The 21,429-nt window shown below is 57.0% G+C and carries 18 protein-coding genes and 1 pseudogene; 15 read left to right on the forward strand and 4 right to left on the reverse strand.

Annotated elements, in window-relative coordinates:
* The first annotated feature begins 378 nt into the window (after positions 1–378).
* The 6 genes from D1646_RS09205 to D1646_RS09230 all read left to right on the forward strand — a co-directional run bounded on the left by D1646_RS09205 (position 379) and on the right by D1646_RS09230 (position 13,078).
* Positions 379–762: a hypothetical protein gene (locus D1646_RS09205; protein WP_160636184.1), complete on the forward strand. Its 384-nt coding sequence runs from the start codon at positions 379–381 to the stop codon at positions 760–762.
* 14 nt (positions 763–776) lie between these two features.
* Positions 777–1,169, forward strand: a complete 393-nt coding sequence (locus D1646_RS09210; RefSeq protein WP_160636185.1) for a type II toxin-antitoxin system RelE/ParE family toxin — start codon at positions 777–779, stop codon at positions 1,167–1,169.
* Between the two features lie 79 nt (positions 1,170–1,248).
* Positions 1,249–2,148 carry a hypothetical protein gene (locus tag D1646_RS09215; RefSeq protein WP_160636186.1) on the forward strand — a complete coding sequence of 300 codons (900 nt, stop codon included), beginning with the start codon at positions 1,249–1,251 and terminating at the stop codon, positions 2,146–2,148.
* A complete protein-coding gene (locus D1646_RS09220; protein ID WP_160636187.1) occupies positions 2,145–2,972 on the forward strand; it encodes a class D sortase in 828 nt (275 codons plus the stop codon). Before D1646_RS09215 ends, D1646_RS09220 begins: the two co-directional genes overlap by 4 nt.
* 198 nt (positions 2,973–3,170) lie before the next feature.
* Positions 3,171–4,319 (forward strand): S-layer homology domain-containing protein, encoded by a 1,149-nt coding sequence (locus D1646_RS09225; RefSeq protein ID WP_160636188.1) that lies wholly within the window; start codon positions 3,171–3,173, stop codon positions 4,317–4,319.
* Between the two features lie 137 nt (positions 4,320–4,456).
* A complete protein-coding gene (locus D1646_RS09230; protein ID WP_160636189.1) occupies positions 4,457–13,078 on the forward strand; it encodes a SpaA isopeptide-forming pilin-related protein in 8,622 nt (2,873 codons plus the stop codon).
* Positions 13,079–13,119: 41 nt separating this feature from the next.
* On the opposite strand, the gene D1646_RS09235 is transcribed toward D1646_RS09230, so the two are convergent.
* The 3 genes from D1646_RS09235 to D1646_RS22670 are packed head-to-tail and all read right to left on the reverse strand — an operon-like array spanning position 13,120 to position 14,016.
* Positions 13,120–13,452, reverse strand: a complete 333-nt coding sequence (locus D1646_RS09235; RefSeq protein WP_160636190.1) for an antibiotic biosynthesis monooxygenase — start codon at positions 13,450–13,452, stop codon at positions 13,120–13,122.
* A complete protein-coding gene (locus tag D1646_RS09240) occupies positions 13,449–13,862 on the reverse strand; it encodes an MmcQ/YjbR family DNA-binding protein (protein WP_160636191.1) in 414 nt (137 codons plus the stop codon). Before D1646_RS09240 ends, D1646_RS09235 begins: the two co-directional genes overlap by 4 nt.
* Positions 13,855–14,016, reverse strand: coding sequence for a hypothetical protein (locus D1646_RS22670; protein ID WP_201754618.1), 162 nt, complete (start codon positions 14,014–14,016; stop codon positions 13,855–13,857). Before D1646_RS22670 ends, D1646_RS09240 begins: the two co-directional genes overlap by 8 nt.
* A 59-nt stretch (positions 14,017–14,075) precedes the next feature.
* On the opposite strand from D1646_RS22670, the gene D1646_RS09245 reads away from it, so the two are divergent.
* The 7 genes from D1646_RS09245 to D1646_RS09275 are packed head-to-tail and all read left to right on the forward strand — an operon-like array spanning position 14,076 to position 19,129.
* Positions 14,076–14,447, forward strand: a complete 372-nt coding sequence (locus D1646_RS09245) for a hypothetical protein (RefSeq protein ID WP_243154096.1) — start codon at positions 14,076–14,078, stop codon at positions 14,445–14,447.
* Positions 14,448–14,485: 38 nt separating this feature from the next.
* Positions 14,486–16,795, forward strand: coding sequence for a hypothetical protein (locus tag D1646_RS09250; protein ID WP_160636192.1), 2,310 nt, complete (start codon positions 14,486–14,488; stop codon positions 16,793–16,795).
* A complete protein-coding gene (locus tag D1646_RS09255) occupies positions 16,788–17,540 on the forward strand; it encodes a hypothetical protein (RefSeq protein WP_160636193.1) in 753 nt (250 codons plus the stop codon). Before D1646_RS09250 ends, D1646_RS09255 begins: the two co-directional genes overlap by 8 nt.
* Positions 17,423–17,929: a C39 family peptidase gene (locus tag D1646_RS09260; protein WP_160636194.1), complete on the forward strand. Its 507-nt coding sequence runs from the start codon at positions 17,423–17,425 to the stop codon at positions 17,927–17,929. Before D1646_RS09255 ends, D1646_RS09260 begins: the two co-directional genes overlap by 118 nt.
* Positions 17,930–17,944: 15 nt before the next feature.
* The gene (locus D1646_RS09265; protein WP_160636195.1) at positions 17,945–18,214 is read left to right on the forward strand and encodes a helix-turn-helix transcriptional regulator; all 270 of its coding nucleotides are present in this window, start codon (positions 17,945–17,947) and stop codon (positions 18,212–18,214) included.
* Positions 18,207–18,509, forward strand: coding sequence for a hypothetical protein (locus D1646_RS09270; protein WP_160636196.1), 303 nt, complete (start codon positions 18,207–18,209; stop codon positions 18,507–18,509). Before D1646_RS09265 ends, D1646_RS09270 begins: the two co-directional genes overlap by 8 nt.
* A complete protein-coding gene (locus tag D1646_RS09275) occupies positions 18,506–19,129 on the forward strand; it encodes a hypothetical protein (RefSeq protein ID WP_160636197.1) in 624 nt (207 codons plus the stop codon). The genes D1646_RS09270 and D1646_RS09275 overlap by 4 nt, the downstream gene beginning before the upstream one ends.
* 72 nt (positions 19,130–19,201) lie before the next feature.
* Here D1646_RS09275 and D1646_RS09280 read toward each other — a convergent pair whose 3' ends face one another.
* The gene (locus tag D1646_RS09280; RefSeq protein ID WP_160572322.1) at positions 19,202–19,726 is read right to left on the reverse strand and encodes a VanZ family protein; all 525 of its coding nucleotides are present in this window, start codon (positions 19,724–19,726) and stop codon (positions 19,202–19,204) included.
* 134 nt (positions 19,727–19,860) lie between these two features.
* Here D1646_RS09280 and D1646_RS23165 point away from each other — a divergent pair, with 134 nt between their 5' ends.
* Entirely contained in the window at positions 19,861–20,679 is an 819-nt protein-coding gene (locus tag D1646_RS23165) for a hypothetical protein (protein ID WP_243154097.1), read from the forward strand.
* Positions 20,680–20,791: 112 nt separating this feature from the next.
* Positions 20,792–21,429: pseudogene (locus D1646_RS23170) on the forward strand (hypothetical protein); the annotation flags it as partial.

Raw genomic sequence — 21,429 nt, forward strand, 5'->3', positions numbered from 1 at the left:
CGTTTCCTCTGCTGAGGCTATGGTTATAATTTCTCATTTCCACACGCTGCTCAAACGCTTATGAATACAGCTTCTAAGGGACAGCAGCCAAAGGGCTTTGCAGAAAATAAAGAGGTTGCCCGGCGCGGTGGGAGAATTGCGGGGCAGGCCCGGCAAGCGATTGAAGCGGATTCTGGCCAGCCTGTGATTACCTCTCAGAATGCTGCCCAGTTGAATGCCGTGGTCACACAGGTGATTGAGACGGTAGCCGCCTCTCAGCCCGAGGAGCTGCCGCCTCACACACAGGACAACACAACTGAAGATTGAACCATGCTGTACAGCCTGGCGCCGCTTCTGCGGCCCAGGCTATTTTCATGCCTTGGAGGAGGTGACAACGATATGAACAACTACCAACGGGCCCACAGTCCCTTTGAGGACTCCGCCACTCAGCGATTGCGGCGCATGGGCCTGACCACCGAGGACGGCTCCCTGGAACGGGACGCTATGGCCGTATTTAGCAGCATATTCGCCGGCCAGTTTTTTGATGATCTGTGCGACTATTATCAGGACTACGAGAACGTCCAGGAGACCATAGCCCAGATTTTCCACACGGCCGAGCAGGCCGATCCCAGGCAGAAATTCCTGCTGATCTGCCTGCAATACGACAGCATTTACCGCTCCCTGCCCGACCCGGTGTGGTGGATCAGCGGCAGCCCGGCTTTTGCGGAGTTGTTTGCCGAGGACTTTCTGACTTACTTGAAACGTCTGGCAGAAAATACATAACGGAGGATGAGAACATGGATCGTATTAAAATTTATAAGCCCCCGGATAGTCCTGCCCAGGCGGCGGAGTTCATTGAGGGGCTGGAGCCCAAGCTGCGGGACAAGCTGGTCCGGCAGATTTTTTATCTCTCCCAGACGCCCCTCCCGGAACTGAAAGAGCCCCACTACAAGCACTTCTCCATTGAAAAGTATCAAAGCCTCTATGAGCTCCGGGAGAAGGGCCGGGTGGTGGTGCGGGTCATCTTCACCCCCTGTCCCAACGGGGACTATCTGCTCCTGCACGCCTTTGTGAAGCGCCAAAAGCGTGACACCGAAAAAGCGCTGGAGCACTCACTCAGACTGCTGGCGTCGCTCTGGGATCACCCGGAGTACGCAGTAGAATATATCGTCAAGGAGGAACCCAAATGAAACCCATTGTACCCATCACCCTGGCGGCCGCGCTGGCATTGTCCGGTGCGGTATTTTTCTGGAGAAGGAGGACCCAGACATGAAACGACTGCTCGCCTGTCTGCTGCTGGCGGCGGCGCTGGTGACCAACGCCTGCGCCTTGGAGGTACCCACCGATACCACCATCCAGAACCTCAACGGGAGCCAGCAGCTCATCAAGACCTACACCCTGTCCCCCGGGGCCGACCCCCAGCAGCTCATTGAGGAGCCCTTCGAGCAGGAGGGCTACCGCTATACCTTCGCGGAGATCGTGAAGGAGGAGAATCAGGTGTCGGACCGCAAGTACCACACCGAGACGGTGACCCTGGAGACCGGCACCAAGGACCTGAGCAAGATCCTGGAACAGCTGGCGACCACGCTGGACTATGATGACGGCACCTATTCCGGCGTCCTGACCCTGGATCACACTGCCATTCGCACCGAGGCCTCCGGCTATGCCAGCAAGGCCAAGACCGTCACCGCCACCAAGACCATCGGGCCGCTGGACCGCAACGATATGTCCTACGTCCCGGCCACCACTGTCAAGGACGGGGTGACGCTGAACCTGTCCAACGTGGACTGGCAGATCATTGGCACTGACCTGGTGGGGGATGCCCTGGCCCCGGCCTCTTATCAGGCCGTAGCCACCTACTCCGGTAAGAGCTACCACAAGGTCGCCACTGGGTACATCACCTCCGCCGACTATGTGGGCGAGGTCACCCGGAACGATGTGGAGAGCGTCACCTATAAGGTGACCTACCTGGGGACAGAAACCGAGACGCCTGGTATCATTGTTGACCGGGCCTCCGGCCTGCCCGGAAAGGTCCTGCCCTATGCCCTGGGCGTTCTGGGGGCTGGGACAATCGCTACCCTGGGGGTGCTGTTGTTCCGCTCCCGCCGGGCGCTGCGGCAGCTCCAGGAGGAACCGGAGGACGAATCTGAAGAGGAGGAGACGAGATGAAACCCTGGAAAATTCTGAGCAAAGCGATCCTGCCCGTTATGGCTCTGCTGGTCTTGGCCCCCTCCGCCTATGCGGCGGCGGACTACTCCTTTGAGACCACCGCCCCCCAGGACTACTACAAGAGCACCAGCTATGAGGACATTTACGGCAGTCAGTACAACTACGGCGGCAGGAATGTGGTGGACTACCAGGTCCCCGAGCTGGAGTACGGCCTTCAGAGCACCACCATGACCGGCGTGATGGAGCGCACCATACTCCCCGGCCTCCAACAGACGGTGGCGACGGGCGGGGGCGGCTACGGTGTGGCCGGGGGAGGCCCCATCACCGAGCTGGTGGAGGCCGGTAAGCCGGGCTCCGCTGTCACTCCCACACCCACTGTCCCCACCATACCCACCTACCAGCCGCCCGCCTACACCAGCGCGGAGGGCATGGCCTACAAGGACGGCCATATCGGCACCATCAAGATTCCCTCGCTGAAAATCGACATGAAGCTGTGGGAGGGCGAGACCAACGCCAGCATGAGGAAGGGCCTGGGGCATTACAGCTCCACCTCCGCCTGGGATGGCAACGTGGGAGCGTGCGGCCACAACCGGGGGACCAAGTACGCCATTGGCGCAATCAAAAATCTGAAGCAGGGCGACACCATCACCTACACCACCATGTACGGCACCCGGACCTATGCGGTCACACTGGTGAAAACCATCTCCAACACCGACTGGAGCTACCTTCAGGCCACCTCCGACAACCGGCTCACCCTCACCACTTGCCTGGCCGACCACCCCGAGAGCCGTGTGGTGGTCCAGGCCGTGGAAGTCCGTTCATAAAAGGTTTACAAATAACCTTTTGCGGCGAAACCCCGTGAAAAGCGGAGGTGAAACGGCCGAAATTCAACAAATACGGCAAGGTTCAAAATATCGGCAAAGGGATTTAAAATAATCCTTTGACAGAGTCCAGATTCCGTACTATGCTCAAATCAGAAGGAAGAAACAAGTTGATTTTGGGTGCTGAAAGGAGTGCAAAATATGAAACGGATCTTGACCTTGCTGCTGTGTGCCGCACTGACACTGTCACTGGCTGTCCCCGCCCTGGCTGTTCAGTCCGAGCAGGAAACGGCGGCGGCCTGGCTGAAAGAAAACGGTATCCTGACCGGTGACCAGAACGGCAATCTGAATCTCGGTTCCGGCCTGACCCGGGCGGAGCTGGCTGTAATCCTGACCCGGCTCTCCGATGATACCGGGGATATGGGCAGGAATGCCGCCTATTACCGCACCATCTGTCCCTTCACCGATGTTCCTGAGTGGGCTATGCCCTATGCCGGTTACTGTGCCGAGAAAAAGCTGATGGCCGGCTATGGCAACAAACAATTTGGCCCCAGTGACCCGGTGACCCCAGCTGCGGCCTGCACCGTCATGCTCCGGTATCTGGACTGCCCGGCCAGCCAGTGGAGCTACGCCACCGCTTGTGATAAGGCGGTCGAACTGGGACTGCTCCCAGTTGAAGCGACCACCGGCCCCACCATCACCCGGGGAAACATTGCAGTTCTGATCTATCGGGCGCTGAATGGTATGGCAGGAAACTCTCACACGGCTTCGCAGGGTATCGGAGACGGTTATCTGACTAATGGCAAGCCCATTACCGAGGAAAATGTGCTGGAGCTACTTCGCCAAATTGAAAAGGACTGGCCAACCGGTACTGTCTGGGGGACAAACAAAACCCCAGGCACTCACAAGAACGAAATACCCAGCACAGCCAGTGGACAGATCATGCGCAACTATCACGTCAGTAATACTTACGCTTGTGGAGCATATGCCAGCATGGTAAGTTCTCTCATCTTCGGAGACACTGCTAACCTTGGTCGTAGGCTGGATGATCTCTCTCAAATTAGGCCTGGAGATATTCTGGTCTATGTACGCAATAGCAGCGGTAAGGTCTGGCATATTGTAGTCGCCTTGGAATCACCCAGCGATACAAACTCGTTTTACATCACAGATGGTAATGCGGGCGAAACTATCCAATGGCCAGACCGTCAGAGTACTTATAGCAACATGGATAATCTGGATAGTTATCGGGGTGAAAACCAGATTTATCGTTTAGAAGGCTGGACCCGCTACCCTGAAAGCGTCTCCTACACTGGGAATAGTGTAGAGGCATGGTTTGCAAATAACAGCTAAGGAGAAAAAATGCACATAAAACCACCGATTCCCCGCATGAACAGCCCCAATTACAAGCAAAGAATCATCCGCAAGGACTGCACAACTCTGTGCGGTCCTTTTTCATACCAAAAATCCGTTATAAGGAGGAAATTTCAATGCTGAAATGTATGAAATCCCATTGGAAACGGGCAGTTTCTGGTCTGCTGGCTGTCATTATGGCCGCTGGTATGCTCCCAGTCTCCGCCTTTGCCGCCGGCACCTCGGACAACTCCAACCTTTATGCGCCCACGGGCAGCTTCGAGTTGAACGTGGCTGGTGCTACCGCCTGGAACGGCGGTGACAAGCCTTTCACCGTCTACAAGACCGAGGGCGGCAACGTCCCGGTTGCGACGCTCCCAACCGCAACTCCTTTCGCCTTATTGGAGGACAACAGCGGCGACCGGATCAAGATCGGCTATCAGAACGGCGGCTGGACAGGTGCAAACTTGGACGGCATCGGCTGGGTAGATAAGGACAGTGTCTTGGTCAATCTGCCCGATGTGATTCCCAGCATTGCCTATGAGTCGGACGGCAGCAGGCTGTTCAACTCCCGCCTGACCCGATTTGAGTATGTCATTCCCGGTTCCTACGCTCTGGCCGAACAGCTGGCCCATCTCCAGAAGGAGTCTATGGCTGGCGTTGAGACGCTGGTGGTGCGCCAGTCCGGTCAGATGGTGAGCGTCAGCCGGGCCAAGGGAGACCCCGCCCAGCTGCACAGTTATACTCTGGACGGGGTGACCTACCAGAAGTATGAGGCATGGGCTGAGTACGAAACGGCGGGCGACAGCCTGAGTAATCTCAGCTATGACCTGCCCTTTTCCGTTGACCAGGCCTACAGCGCCGACCCCAGCGTGACGCTTACAAGGTTCTGCCCGCAGACGGTCAAGCACGCCCCCTCTAAGGTAAGCGCCAGCGACCCCACCGGAGGTGTCGGGGCCTATAACCCTGGCAGCCCCGGCGGCAAGAAACCCACTACCTCCAATGTAGACTGGCGCACTGACGCGGAGCGGACATTTTTGCGCTTTACCCTGATTGAATTTCCGAATGGTGTTGTTACCGACCTTAATACCAACGATTACAGTACTTGGCACGTTGTCGGCACACCCCTCAACATAGTCTGGAACAGGAATGGATCGGACGTATGGTCCGCCGACAAGTGCCGGAGTGACATCACCTGGTACAACTCCTGTGCCATGCAGTACAACGGAAAAGGTGCGGATGCCGCCCAGCTTATGGCCGGCTCATCTGTGCCCCAGGGTGTCTATTCCTACGATGCTACCGCCGGTCACAACAAACGCTGGGTGACCACTGCGGATGAGTTCCAAAAGGAAACGGGCATTACCGACCAACAGAAGGAGCAGATGTTCCACTGTAACTCCAGCTCCTGGTCCTCTGGCTGGAGAGATGGCGATTACACCTCCATGTGGGGCACTGACGCTGAGTCTGTTACTCCCGGCAACCTTTACAAAGTTTACAAGGCCAATGATGCGTTCCTTTATCTTCTGGGCCGGTTGAGTGAAACAGACAACGGTGCTGGCGGAGATGTTACTGGTTGGAGCAAGGACGAAGCCATGGAGCGTTGGTCTGAGTATGTCCATGACGCGGACGGCAATCTGCGCACCAAGTACCGGGTCATTGTAGAAACAGGTGGTGTCTTTAGGGACCCTGACGGTGTGCGCCGGGCCTACACGCTGCGGGAGATGATGGCCTACACCATTTACAATAATGAATCCCAGGTCAAAGGAAATTTAATTTGGGATCAGGCGTCCACCATGGTGAACATGGCCCGCTGGATGCGGCAGGGCAAGGATCAGCAGTTCCTCGAATATCCGCTCAATGGGGACGGCACTCCCACCGGTGAGGAGCTGCACTCCACTAACGGTTTCCGGGAGTGTGACAGCTATGTGGATACCATCCAGTATCCCCGGCCTATCCGGGATACCATTTTCTCCGAACGGCGCTCTTTTGGTCTACATATCTTTAGTCCCTTCAACTTTGAAAGCGACCAACCAGATCGCCCCTATTTAGAAGTTACCAAGAGGATTGGGACAGGTTTATCAAACAGTGATGAATGGGGTTTTACAGTAAGGTATATAGCTGGTAGCCCCACCGGCTTTACTGCATCAAAAAATGGTGTAGATTGCACAAGACAAGTTGTTAATAACGGAAATAGCTTGCGATTCACACTGAAAGGCAATGAAACGATTCGAATCATTTTTGAGGCCGATTCCTCGTTCCGGTTTGAGGTCACAGAGGACGACCCCACCTATCTGACCGATATCACCGGCACCGGCGGAACCGCCGATATGTCCGCCAAGAAATTCACCAGCAGCGGCGGAGCCTCTAAGGTGACCTTTACCAACGGCACTACTATTACCGAGAAGAAACCCGTCTACCTGAAGCTCAAGAAGATCGCTGCTGCGGACAAGCGGCCCCTGGCCGGCGCGGAGTTCTCTGTCTATGCGGATTCCTCTTGCAGCGGCACACCCCTGGCCGTAATGACCACCGGCACTGACGGCACAGCCAGCACCTCCGTCCCCAACATTGTGGAGGATGGTGGCTCTGTGACCCTGTACGTCAAGGAGACAAAGGCCCCCGCCGGCTGTACTCCGCTGGCCTCCCCCTTCACCGTGACCTGCAAGGCCCCAGAGAACAGCACGGCGGCGGGCGCGGTCCAGGTCGGCCCCGCGAGCGGCATTGAAAATGGCGGCATTCCTGAGCCTGGGAAAGCCCTTCTGTTCAAGCGGGACGCGCTGACCAACACCGGCGTCGGCCCCGCCACCTTCAAGTTCAGCTCCGTCACCAACGGAGTGTATGAGTTTGACACCGATGAAAACGGCGTGCTGGAGAGCGTGCAGTGGTGGGACCCCACTGAGGCGTCCGGGAAGTATATCAAGCCCGGTGAGTACGCTGTAACGGAATTGGTCCCGCCCCCCAACTACGAGCCCACCACCGAGGTCCAGCAAATCAAGCTGGAGCTGGACGCCAACGGCAACCCCATCCCCGCCGGGCCCCTCGTCTTCAAAAATCTGGCGAAGGTCGGATTGAAGATCGTGAAATATGACCGGCAGAGCCACCGGCCCATGACGAACGTCACCTTTGAGATTTTCCGGGACGGCGTTTCTCTGGGGCATTATGAGACAAACGCCAGCGGTGAGATTCTGCTGACCGGCATCGAGCCGGGCACCTATCGTGCAGTCGAGGTGGACACCGGGGACGACAGCCACATCAAGGACACCGCTCCCCAGGAGATCGAGCTGACTGCTGGCTGCGGCATTAAGGAGCTGTTTTTCTTCAATGATACCAAGCCCGGCATGAAGCTGGTGAAGGTTGACAGCTCTGACCCGTCCAAAACCATTCCTGGTGTGAAGTTCAGCATCCGGGCCATCGACGGCAGCTACGGCCCCCAGGAGTTTGTCACGGACGGAAATGGCGAGATCGACCTGAGCAATCTCCCCGCCGGCTCCTACGAGGTAACGGAGCTGGAGTGCCCCGGCTATGTGGTGGACAACGCCCAGCGCATCATCCACCTGCGAGTCAACGACACCGCTGAATTTGTGTTCACGAATACAAAAAAGCCCGGTCTGCGGCTGATCAAAACCAGCGCGGACGGAACTGCTCTGGACGGCGTGACCTTTAAGATCACCCCCATTGGAGACGCCAGCCACTCCATTGATCGGACCACGGCAAACGGCGGCGAGATTCTGGTGGAGGGCCTGGAGCCGGGAATTTACTCCGTTGTGGAGACCGCCACGTTGCCCGACCACATCCTGGACACCACCGAATATCATGTGGAGCTGTCTCCCGGCAAGACTGCGGAGCTGCGGCTGAGCAACGACAAGCGGCCCAGCCTGATCATCAGCAAAACGGATAAGGACACAGGCGATCCGGTTCCCGGCGTGACCTTTACGCTGCGGGGCGCGGACGGCCCCACCATCACCACCAAGCCCACGGGGCCGGATGGAAAAATCGTCATTACCGACCTCCTGCCCGGCGTCTATACCGTCACCGAGCAGAGCGTCCCGGAGAATTACATTCTGGACACCACGCCCCAGACCGTGACCCTGTTCCCCAACAAGGAGACCCAGGTGGAGTTCCAGAACTACCAGCGGCCCACCCTGAAAATCGTGAAGGTGGACATCAACGGCAAGCACCTGACCGGCGCTATTTTTGAGGTCAAGACCAAGGCCGGCGTGAAGATCGGTGACTTCCCTGTGGGCGCGGACGGAACAATCACCGTGCCGCAGAAGCACCTCACCGAAGGATATTACATCATCACGGAAAAACAGGCCCCGGCAGGGTACATTCTGGACACCACACCCCACGAGGTCTACCTGCGGCCCGGCAAGACCACCGAAGTCAGCATCGAGAACGAAAAGAAGCCCGGCCTCACCATCTACAAGGTGGATTCTATCGTCGGAGACGGAATCAAGGGCGCTAAATTTGAGATCTGGGTGTCCAAGGACAAGAACCAAAACGGCACCTACCAGCAGCTGACCAACAGCTACTATTACTCCGATGAAAACGGAATCATCCACCTGGACAACCTGGACACGGGCTGGTACAAAATCATCGAGGTGGAGCCGTCGGCAGGGTTCATGCTCAAAGAGCCCTCCGAGCAGACCATCTATATCGAGCACGACACCTCCGTGGAAGTGACCTTTGAGAACATCCCAAAGTCTGCCCTGGTCATCCGGAAAATTGATTCGGATACCGGCGCTCCTCTGGCGAACGCCTGGTTCCGGGTCCGCTACCTGGGCGGTACCTCCGGCAGCGGCGGCACCATCATTGGGGAATATGCGACCTCCAGCAACGGAAATATCGTGATCACCGGCCTGGACGCTGGAACGTATGTCTGCGAGGAAATTTCCGCACCCCACGGCTACGTTATGGATACCGCACCCCAGACGGCCTACATCAGCGGCAAGGAGCAGGACTGCATCACGCTCACCTTTACCAACAGCAAATACGGCGCTGTCCTCATTAAGAAGGTGGACAGTGTGACCGGTGAGCCTTTGAGCGACATCCAGTTCTATGTTACCAACAGCGACGGTGCTGTTGTGGGCAATTCCAACGGATACTTCACTACCGACAGCGCAGGCACCATCCTGGTATCCGACATCATGCCGGGGACCACACTGGTGGTCAAGGAGACCCGGACCAGACCCGGCTACATTTTGGACGATGTGCCCCAGACGGTCAAGATCGAGTCCAACGAGACAAAGACCCTGGAGTTCCGCAACCAGCCCACCGGCTCCCTGCTCATTCGGAAGGTGTGCAGCGTCAATCCCAGCGTCACGCTGGCAAACGCAGAGTTCAAGGTGGCCTACTCGGACGGCAGCCTCATTGGCGACAGCAACGGCGTTTACCGTTCGGACGAAAATGGCGAGGTGCGGATCGAGGGCCTGACCCCTGGCCGGAGCGTGGTCATTACCGAGACAAAAGCCCCGGCGGGATTCCTCATTGATACCCAGTCTCAGACCATTGTGATTCAGGCAGGAAAAACGGTCACGGTGACCATGAAAAACCAGCCCCGAGGAAAACTGATCATCCAGAAACGGGACAGTCAGACCAACCAGGTCTTGCACGGCGCTCAGTTCCGGGTGACCACCGCTGCAGGCTGTGAAGTAGGCCTGGACGGCGTGATCGGCACCGCTACTTTGACTTCCAACGGCATTTTTACTACCGATTCCCAAGGTGAAATCCGGATCAGCAATCTCGCTCCGGGAGCCTATGTACTGTCTGAAATCAAAGCCCCGGACGGTTACGTCATGGACAGCCCCAGCACCAACGTGGTCATCGGCCCCAACGGAGACACGCAGACGATCATTATCACCAACACCCCCAAGGCCACATTGACCATCACGAAACGGGACGCTGTGACCCGCAAGCCTTTGGCAAACGCTGAATTTATTGTCCGGGACAGTGAAGGTCACGCGGTTGGTCCCACCAATGGCATCTACAAAACCGGAACGGACGGCACAGTGATTGTCTCCGGACTGGAGCCTGGCAGTACCATCATGGTGTTTGAAACCAGAGCACCTACAGGTTACATCCTCGATGAGACACCCAAGAGCATTGTGGTGAAGTCCGGCATTTCCAACAGCCTGATTTTTGACAACCAACCGGGTACAACCTTAATAATTCGGAAATTCATCGAGGGAACCGAAAACGAGCCTTTGAGCGGCGTGTGCTTCAAGGTGGTGGACGGCTCCGGTGCCGCTGTCGGCCCGGACGATGGGGTGTATTTCACGGATAAAGCCGGTGAAATCGTCCTGGAAGGCATTGAGCCCGGAACTACGGTGATTGCCAGAGAGATCAAGACCGTGGAGGGCTTTGTGCTGGACGGAACGCCCCAGGATATTCTTATTAAGGGTGGTGAAGTCCAGCAGTTGACGTTTTGGAACAAGCGGGCCGGTACGCTGGTGATTCAAAAGAAAGACAGTGTAACCGGCAATTTTATTCCCGGCGCACAATTCCAAGTGACGTATGCCAACGGTGGGTACGTTGATAACGACAACGGCCATTTGAGCAGCAACGGCCTCTATACCACCGATGACAAAGGTGAAATTCGGATTTCCGGCGTGACGGGCACTATCGTTGCCAAAGAGGTCAAACCAGCCCCCGGCTATGTGATTGACCAGAACACCCAGACGCAGACGGTCACGGTCAACCCCATGGACACACAAACTTTAACTTTCCTCAACGAACCTCTGTGCTCTCTCACGATTACGAAAAAAGATTCCGTTACCGGAAAGCCTGTACCGGGAACCGAATTCACGGTCAAGGACGGCAACGGGACTGTGCTGGGCCGCTACACCACCGGCAAGGATGGGACTGTGACAGTCACCGGCCTCGTGCCTGGCAGTACCATCGTGGTTGTGGAAACCAAAGTCCCCAGCGGTTACGTTCTCAACAGCACACCCCAGACCATTATTGTGAAAAATGGTTCCAATTCCGTGAGCAGCGGCGGAACCACTGGCGGTACGGCCAATCCAGGCGGAAACACCAGCACTGGCGGCGGAACCAACGGCGGCAATGATCTCACGTTTGAGAACGCCCCCAAGACCCGGTTGATTATTGAGAAGTATATCACCGGAACCACCACTCCGCTGAAAGGCGTGACGTTCCTGGTCACTGAGTCCAATGGCAAGGTTTTGGGGGCCAACAACGGCGAGTACACCACCGATGAAAATGGCCGGATTGTAATTGAGGGCCTGGAGCCCGGTGTGACCATCATTGCGAAAGAAATCCGGGGCCTGGACGGTTATGTGCTCGACACCAGCCCCAAGAGCATCCAGATCAAGGTGGGTGACGCTCAGACCTTGAAGTTTTACAACACTCCTGTGGGCGGCTTGGAGCTGATCAAGGTATCCGAAGCGGACAAGTCCCAGCGGATCAAGGGCGTCACCTTTGAGATTCGGAAGATGGATGGCGCTCTGGTGGACACCGTGACCACCGGGGACCGTGGCCGGGTCCATGTCTCCCTGGACGAGGGCGATTACTACTGTGTGGAGGTCGAGGCGGCGGAGGGCTTCAAAATTGACAGCACTCCCCACTACTTCACCATCCAGGACGGCAAGACGACTACCCTGACCGTGACCAATGCCCCATTCAGCGGTATTATCCTGCACAAGATCGACAGCGTGACCGGCCTGGGGATTTATAACGTGAAATTCCTGGTCTACGATTCCAACAAGAATCCCATTGGGGAGTATGCCACGGACGACAACGGCTACATTTATATCGACGATTTGACCGTACAGGGCAAGGGCAAGCTGTTCATCCGTGAATTGGAGGCCGCACCCGGCTATGAGCTGGACAAGGAGTATAAGACTGTCTATGTCCAGCCGGGGAAAACGGTGGAAATCGAGTGGGAAAATACTCCCATCACCGGCCAGTTCCAGATTTACAAGTACGCCGCCGAGTACAACGAGGTCACCGGGACCCCCGCCGGCGCTCCCCTCCAGGGTGCTGTGTACGAGATCAGCGAGGCCCGCTCTGGCCGGGTGGTGGACTACATCACCACGGACGCCCGAGGTGTAGCGGCCTCCAAGCCCCTGCCCCTGGGCCGGTACAAGATCGTCGAAGTGACCGCCCCGGCCTACTGGCAGGTCAGCGGCAAGACCTTTGATGAGACGCTGGAGTATTCCGGCCAAATCATCAAGGTAAGCGACTACGACAAGCCCTCCAACCTGGGCGTGACCATCACCAAACGGGGCAACGCCGAGGTCCTGGCCGGGAGCCAGATGCGCTATGACTTCACCGTGGCCAACACCAGCAACGTACCGCTTGAATCCTACTACTGGCATGACTGCATTCCCACCGACGCGGCCCGAGCGACTATTTTCACCACCGGAACCTACAGCGCCCGGCTCAATTACCGGATTCTCTACAAGACCAATTACTCCGGGGCCTACCAGGTGCTGGCGTCCAATCTTATCACCAGCAGTAACTACTCCTTCAGCCTGAACGCTATCCCCATGCAGGCTGGGGAGTATGTCACTGATGTGTATTTGGACTTTGGCAAGGTGCCCGTGGGCTTCCAGTCGGTGGCCAATCCCACTTTGACCGTCACCGTCAGCGGTACGGTGGCCAACGGTTACCAGCTGATTAACCGAGCCGACGCAGGCGGCAAGTACCAGGGGACCTGGCAGACCGCCCAGGCTACCTGGCTCACCGTCATCCGCAAGCTGACACCCACTTACGTTCCCATCCTCCCCAAAACCGGCTATTAAGCTGAAAATAGGGACGGCCCACCTGGGCCGTCCCTCCAAATTTAATGCCTGATAAACTGTGAATCGACAGGGGGAATCCCGTCACCGTCTGTAACATACCGTTCTGCCCGCATATGCAGATCGTACTTTTCCCGAAGCTGCGCAATCGTTTCCATCATCGGAGAAGCGTGGTGCTGGTCAATAGAAGCTTGGTCTTTCCAGATGTCGATCAACAAAACTGTCTCGGGATCATTCATAGGAAAGAAGTAGGTGTACCGCTCATTTCCGCTCTCCTGGCGGATCAAATCAGCTGTCCCACCGCGCTCCATCTCTTCCGCAAATTTGCGGGCGCTTCCGTTTTCTCCGGTATAGTACAGATTTATCACGATGCTCATACGGAACCTCCTTCCGTTGTCAGCGAGGACTTTTTTCTGCGTTTTGGCGCAACACTGTCATAACTCAGATCTAACAGCGGGAATATTTTTTCATCGGGGACAGTTTCATCCAGCAGAACGGATATCCAGTTGGTTTTGTTCATGTGGTAGGCGGGAAGAAAACCAGGCTCTGTCAACAGAGAGCCGGACAGGATCGGACCGCATTTCACGGTCAGAACATCGGTAATTTTCTCTCCTGGAAGACCAAGCCGGCTTCGGGATACCCCCATAATGAGGGCGTACCATTTTCTACTGGCGGGGTGACGGAAAACGGCGCCGTCAGGAATATCCCCCCACAGGTATTCGGCTTCTGTTCCAAAGGTATCCTGCGCATACTGCGTGATTCGTTCACGCTGAGAGAGTTCAGCCATGTTCCGCCTCCTGGAACTCCTTCAGATGTTCCTCGTACTCCTGCCGCTCCGCCTCGTTTGCCGAACGGACAGCGTACTTCCCGCAGTCAGGACACTGCTCCGGCTCGGCGGTGCGGCTGAAAATAAAATGGCACATATCGCATACAAAAATCATTTTAATCACCGAGAGATAACTATATCACGTTCTCCTCGGTTTGCAAAGGGGGATTTTCGTTGAAGAAACAAAACTTTTGGGACCGCTTCGGCCCCCGGCTCCCCAGGTACTACGTCCAGACGATGGCTGTGGTGGTGCTGTGCGCCTGCATGGTGACGCCCGCTTTCGCCCTGGACGATATGTGGACGGTCGCCAACCGGATCATTGTGGATGTCTATGGCAAAATCGCCGGCGTCAGCACTGTCCTGGCCGGTCTGATGTCCGCCGTGGCGGTGGTGGGATCCAAGCTGTCCAACAACCAGCACAAGGTGGACCAGGCCTGGGACTGGCTCAAGCGCATCTGGATCGCCTGGATGATTATCAACGGCATTGGGGCCTTTATCGCCTATGTCACCCCGCTGTTCAGCGGTCTGGCAACTCTTACACCATAAATTTATGAAAGTAACAAATACACAGTGGCATAAAGGGGGTGGTCGCGCTGCTGGAATTTCTTTTTCAAGGCTTCTTTGAGTGGGTCTACGGTCTGATTCTGGACATTTGGAACTACTTTTCCTCCTCACTGCTGAACGTCATGAGCCTGGATTTTGCCTACATCAAGACCCACATCCCCGTCATGGGGGACATACAGCAAATCATTTTGGCGGTAGGCTGGGCGCTGCTGCTGGGGAACCTGGTGTTCCAGGCCCTGCGGAGCATGGCCGCCGGGCTGGGCTTCGAGGGGGAGGACCCCAAACTGCTCTTCGCCCGGACTTTTGTGTTTGGCTTCCTCCTGCTGGCCAGCCCTCAGATCTGTGAAATCGTTCTGGGTATCACCAGCAAAGTGATTGCCCTGCTGGATGTCCCGGACGCCATCCATGTCCAGCTGGTGGACGGCAGCGTCTTTGGTGTCTTTACCGCCTCCTGGCTGCTGGTCATCATCTTCGACCTTATCACCATGTTCATGGTGTTCTCCCTGCTGCTGGAGGTGGCAGAGCGGTACATGGTGCTGGCTATGCTCACCGTCATGGCCCCGCTGGCTTTTGCTATGGGTGGCAGTAAGAGCACATCGGAGATTTTCTCCGGCTGGTGCCGGATGTTCGGCAGTATGTGCTTTCTCATGGCCACCAACATCGTCTTTTTCAAAATGCTGCTGTCGGTGGTGTCCACTGTCCCCAGCTTTCCAGACGTGTTCCTGTGGATGGTGCTGATCGTCAGCATCGTCAAGGTGGCGAAAAAGGCGGACGAAATTATCACCCGGATCGGCCTGAATCCAGCCATCACTGGAAACAAGTCCAGTCTCCCCGGCGTAATCGCCTACACCGTATTCCGCACCGCCCTGTCCATGGTGACGAAGGGGGCGGCAAACGGGATCGGCGGCGCTCTGGGCCTGACCGGAAAAGCGGCGGCGGGGGTTGGCAAGAGTGCCGGCATAGGAAAAGGCGCGGCTGGCGCTGTCGGCGGGATCGGCGGCACTGCGGTTGGCGCGGCTGTGGGAGGAATCGGCGGTGCGGCAGCTGGCCCCCGCTATGGCGGAGGCCGGACTCAAACCAGCCAGACCGACACACGGCAGGAACAGCAGTCCAACACTCAGCAGGAACAAAACCGGCACACATCCCAACAGAACACATCCCAATCGCAAACCGGCGGCCAACATCAAACGGCAGGGCAGGAACGCACATCCGGCGGTCAGAGAACTGGCCCCGGCGGTACATTCCGTCCGGACCGGTCCAGCAGGAAAACGTCGGTGCAGCCTGGTACTCGCCGGGGTTCCAGCTATGTCACGTCGCCCGACAGTCAGAGCAAAACAGAGGAAAAATCCACTTCTTCCAGCGGATTCACTGGCTTTCACGGTCCCCAGGGCGGCGGCTTTACCGGCAGCGCCCCCAGCAGAGGCGGCGGCTTCACCGGGGGTCAGGGAGGCGGTTTCTCCAAGGACACCCCGAGGGGCGGCGGCTTTACCGGCGAGGGTACTCCCCGCAGCGGAGGTTTTGGTGGTAGCTCTAGCGATACTCACAGCGGCTTTGGCGGCGCTGGTGCAAAAACGGATACGCCTCGCGGTGGCGGCACGTTCGGGGGAAGGCCCAGCGGCACACCCCGAGGCGCTGGTTTTGGCGGTATATTCTCCAAAACCTCTCAGAAAATGGAAATTTCTCAGTCCGGTACAGCAGGAACCGGGATGCCGCCAACAAGTGGAAAGCCTGGGATGGGAACTCCTGGCTCTCAACCCGGCGCAGCAGGAATGGGGACCCGCAACACACAGCGTCCTCCTGCCGCTGAACCCCGGCACAGCAGGAATGCGCCCCCGCTACCTGCCACGCCCACATCAGGGGCGCAGAGCTCCAGCCCGGCACAGCAGGAACAGCGCCGGGTCCCCGGGAAGGACAGGCCCCCGATGAAAGGCGGCGGCTCCGCCTCCCACCCCGGCACAGCAGGAACGGCGAAGCCTCCATCTACCAAATTGTCCGGGACAACTGCGCCCGGCTCTCAGCCCGGCACAGCAGGAACACGCAGTACCCGGAGACCGCCCGCCTCCGAACCCCGGCATAGCAGGAACATGCCCCCGACACCCGCCACGCCCACGTCTGGAGCGCAGAGCTCCAGTCCGGCACAGCAGGAACAACGCCGGGTCTCCAAGAAGGACAAGCCCCCGGTGAAGGGCGGCGGCTCCGTTCCACGCCCCGGCATGGCAGGAACCGCGCCAGGATCCCGCACACTGCCGGGCCAGAAGCTGGGCGGCGGGCCATCGAAACAGAAGCCCACACGACAGACCAAACGGGAAGGAGGTCCAACCAGTGTATAGTACAAAAAGCACGTACGTTCTGCCCAAAATGATCTCCGGCATTCTGGCCGCACTGCTGCTCCTGCCCATGCTGATTTTCACGGCGCTGCCCAATACAATTTTCGGTTTCGCCAGCGCGACAAATCAGGGCGTGGCAGACTTTACCGCCTCCGCCCGGCGGCTGAGCAGCGCATACCAGAACATCACACAGAAGAATCAATCGGCGCTGGATCGTCTGGTCAACAGTATCCTGCCCAATTTCTGGACGGACGGAGTGGCGGACTACGATGAATATAAGGTGAATGATACCTCGGGCGGGATCAATCAAAACTGGCTTATCGCCATCGGCTCCGTCCGGTACAAACAGGACCTGAGCCTTATGGATGACGGCGCCCTGGAGGACCTGCTCTACGGCAAACTGGACTACTCCGCCTCCATTACCGACCGGGTGCTGAACATCTCCGTCTGGGACCTGACTCCCGAGGCGTACATGACCCGGCTGGGCTTCTCCCAGGCGGAGAAGGACTGGGCCACGCTGCTCTACTCCGTCATGGCGGAGGACCAGCGGGTGACCGTTGGCGACACAGACGGCTCTGGATACTACGGCACCGACTACGGCGACATCACCTTTACTAACGCTGAGTCCCTGTGGTCTACTACAATCAGACGGACGCCCGGTGGGGGAATAAGCCCTACGGCAAGACCAGCACCATCGGCCGGGCAGGCTGCGGCCCCACGGCCCTTGCCATCGCCGTGGCCTCCCTGACCGGCAACAAGGTCACCCCCTATGACGTGGCCCAGTGGTCGGTGGCGAACGGCGGGCTCTGTGAGGGCAGCGGGAGCTATCACAGCCTGATTCCCAACGGAGGACGGCACTACGGCCTGACCGTGACCAGCATTGGCCGGGATGGGAAAAAGCTGGTGGAGGCCCTGCAAGAGGGTAAGCTGGTTATCGCCATCATGTCCAAGGGCCACTTTACCAACAGCGGACATTTTATCGTCCTGCGGGGCGTCACCGAGGACGGCAAGCTCCTGGTAGCCGACCCGGCCAGCGTCAAGAGAAGCAACAAGGAATGGGACCTGAGAATCGTTACCGGCGAGGCCAGCCGCAAGGTTGGTTCCGCCGGCGGGCCGTTCTGGGTCCTGTCTCCATGAGGGGAGGAAGGTAGCTTGAATCGAAAAACAAATCTGCGGGCGCTGCGCCTGCGGTACGAAATCCCGCTGTCGGAGATGTCGGCGGCCTCTGGGCTGTCCAACCAGTACATCAGCCGGGCGGAACTGGGAGAGATTTCCCCCACGCCCCGCCTGGAGGACAAGCTGGGCGACGCCGTGGACGCTGTGATCCTCCGGCGGCGTGAACGGCTCAGCGCGTTAGAACGGAGCTTTACGGTCCACAAGGGCCGCCTGCTCCAGAGAGAGGAGGGCGTGACCGATGAATGAGACCTACTATATCCCCACCAATTTTACTGACGCCGGCCGGGTGATGGGCCTGTTTGAGATCAGGAATATGGTCGAAGCCGTCCTGCTCACCCTTCCCATCCTGTACCTGTGCGTCGTCCTGCTTCCACTGGCCCTGACACCCAAGATCATGGTCACGCTGACGCTTGTTGTGCCTGTGGGCGGCTTTGGGCTCATCGGCATCAGCGATGACAGCCTGACCCGGTGGCTGGGCTGCTGGTGGCGCTGGCGGAAAAACCGCCGCCTGATTTTTTACCGAGGGGAGTGTACAAATTGAACATCAAAGAACTGATTTTCGGCGGCGGCGTCAAGACCGCCGGGGGTGGGGCCTGGCGGGACAGTATCCAGGCCTGGCTGCCGATTAAAAATATCATCAATGGAGTAGTCATCACCCGGGATAACCGTTTTATCAAGATTTTAGAGGTGCTGCCGGTCAATATTTACCTCAAATCCCCCAATGATCGGCAAAACATCATTTCCAGCTATGCGGCCTATTTGAAGATTGCCCCAGACAGCTTACAGCTGGAGGCCCGCACTCTCCCCGCCGACACCGCCGCCTATGTGGACCGGATGCGGGAGTATGGGTCGGCGGAGGACAACGAGTGCTGCCGGGAGATGATCGAGGACAACATCACTCAAATCGGCGAGGGAGTAGCCAGCGACGCTATCCGGCACCGCTTTTTCCTCATTTTCCAGTACGAGGCCAACATGAAATCCAAAGGCCACAGCGTCTCCGCCATCATCCAGCGGCTGAATGAGGTGCTGGAGCCTAGATTTTCGGACGACTTCATCCTGAAGCTGCTGTATGAGATCATAAACAAACGCACCAGCCAGCGGGTCAAGCTGCCCGAGGGTGTCTTTGACATGACCACTGCTATCCACGGGATTTATGAGTAATGGGCGTGAAAAAGGCGGCTGTCCGATACTGACATCCGCCCAATAAACTAAAATTTACTGAAAATAGCTTTGTCATCTGTCTTTCAATCGTTTCAATATCCAAAAGGTGATCGGCTTAAAAATAGTATAAAGGCCATAGCCCAGCGCTCCGCCGATAATGTTCGTGATTAAATCCGTGATATCTGAGGAGCGGTCAAAAAATGGTTGTAACAGTTCAATGCCCAGACTCATCATAAAGCAGAAAAACACCGTCACACCGAATTTGGCCTTTTTGTCCCGGGTCAGCGGAAACAGAAAGCCAAAAGGCAAAGTCATGACAATGTTCAAGAACACTTGTCTAAAAAAATCCCCTCTTCCCAAAGAAACATCAATAAATGGCACCAAATTCATGGGTTTATAGGGATGGTCCAGTATGAATGGGATAGATACGACCACCGGCATCATAGTAAAATAGAGTACCAGAGAGAGATATGCGTACATGAGGGTATTGACAAGCAGACTATCTCTACCTTGGGCCTTCCATTTCCTGAAAAAGACGAAAACATACAGGAAAACCAATACTATAAAATCTATGAAATATTTCATCAGGTACTTCATTGCATTACCTCTTTCCACCTACTGCCCTATTTAAATTTTGATTTATCACTGTTTCATTTTCTAAAACTATATCATATTATCCTATCTGATTCAAGGCCCGAAAAGCCTTAATCGTTATATTAAGGAGTAACATAATGCAGAAGAAAACGAAAAAAACGCCTGTGAAGCAAAAGAAAAAGGCACAGTCCCCAAAAAAGAAAAATGACCAGCCTTTTTCTCTCAAACGCCTGATTATGGGCGAGGAGAAGCCCGACCTTACCGAGCTGGAGGCCGGCTCCACCACCATCCTGGACATTCTCTCCCCCACCACCATCGACACTAAAAGCCGGGACTACATTGTAGTGGACGGCATTTTTCATGCCTATCTCTACGTTGCCGGCTACGGCTACTCCACCACCGTGGGTTCCTGCTGGCTGGCCCCGCTTGTGGAGGCTGGGGAAGGGGTCAACCTCAGCTTTATTTTCAAACGCCAGCCCAAGGAAAAAATCCTGTCCAAGATCGCCCAGACCACCATGGTCAACCGCTCCCGAATGCGGGACGTGGGGGACACCCGCCAGGACTTCGAGGAGCTGGACAGCGCCATCAGCTCCGGCCTCTACCTGAAGGACGCTATCAATCGGCAAGGAGAAGATTTTTATTACATGCACACCCTCATCGAGGTCACAGCGGAGGACGCTGAAACGCTGGAGCAGCGGGTGACGGCGGTGGAGAAGCTGTGCGTCTCCATTGACATGATTGCCCGGCGGTGCGACTACAAGAATGAGCAGGCTTTTCTCTCCATGCTCCCGCTGCTGGCTCTGGACCCGGATGTGGAACGAAAATCCCGGCGCAACGCCCTGACAAGCGGAGTGGCGGCGGCCTTTCCCTTCGCCTCCTATGAGCTGAGCGACCGCAACGGCATTTTCCTGGGCCTCAACCTCTACAACCGCTCCCCGGTGTTCCTGGATTTATAAGTACACCAACGGCAACTGCTGGATTGGCGGCTCCTCCGGGGCGGGCAAGACCTTCACCCTCCAGTGCCTGGGCGGGCGGCTGCGCCAACAGGGCAAGCGGGTCATTTTCATCGTGCCTAAGAAGGGCCATGAGTTCCGGCCCCTGTGCGAGCTGCTGGGCGGTCTGTACCTGCGGCTGTCGCCGTCCTCCAAAGACTGCCCCAACATCATGGCCATCCGGAGAAAATCCCTGGACAGCTACGCCGGACTTCGTGACATGGCCGCCCGGGACGATTCTGTCCTGGCCGACAAGATTTCCCGGCTGATTATCTGGTACTCGCTGCAAAAACGGGACCTCTCCGATGAAGATAAAAACCACCTGGATTCCTCCCTGGTAGAGTGCTACCGGCGGTACGGGATTACCTTCGACAACGGCACCATCACCGATGAAAACGGCGCTTTTGTGGAGATGCCTATTCTGCCGGACTGGTATGAAGTCCTTTCCAAAAATCCCGACACCAAGCATCTGGCTGTAGTGCTGGCCCGGTATGTGACCGGCTCCGCCTCCGCCATGGGCCAGCGGAACGACATCGACCTAGATAACAAGTACATCGTGCTGGATACTTCGGGGATGCCCGATGACCTGCTGCTCCCCGGTATCTTCTGGGCCACCGATGTGGCCAACGACCTTATCATGGACGCCGGCGGCGACCTGTCCGCCCTCATCGCCGATGAGCTGTGGTCCCTGGTGGGGGCCAACTCCAACCCCCT

The organism is Pseudoflavonifractor sp. 60, from assembly GCF_009911645.1.
GTDB lineage: Bacteria > Bacillota > Clostridia > Oscillospirales > Oscillospiraceae > Lawsonibacter.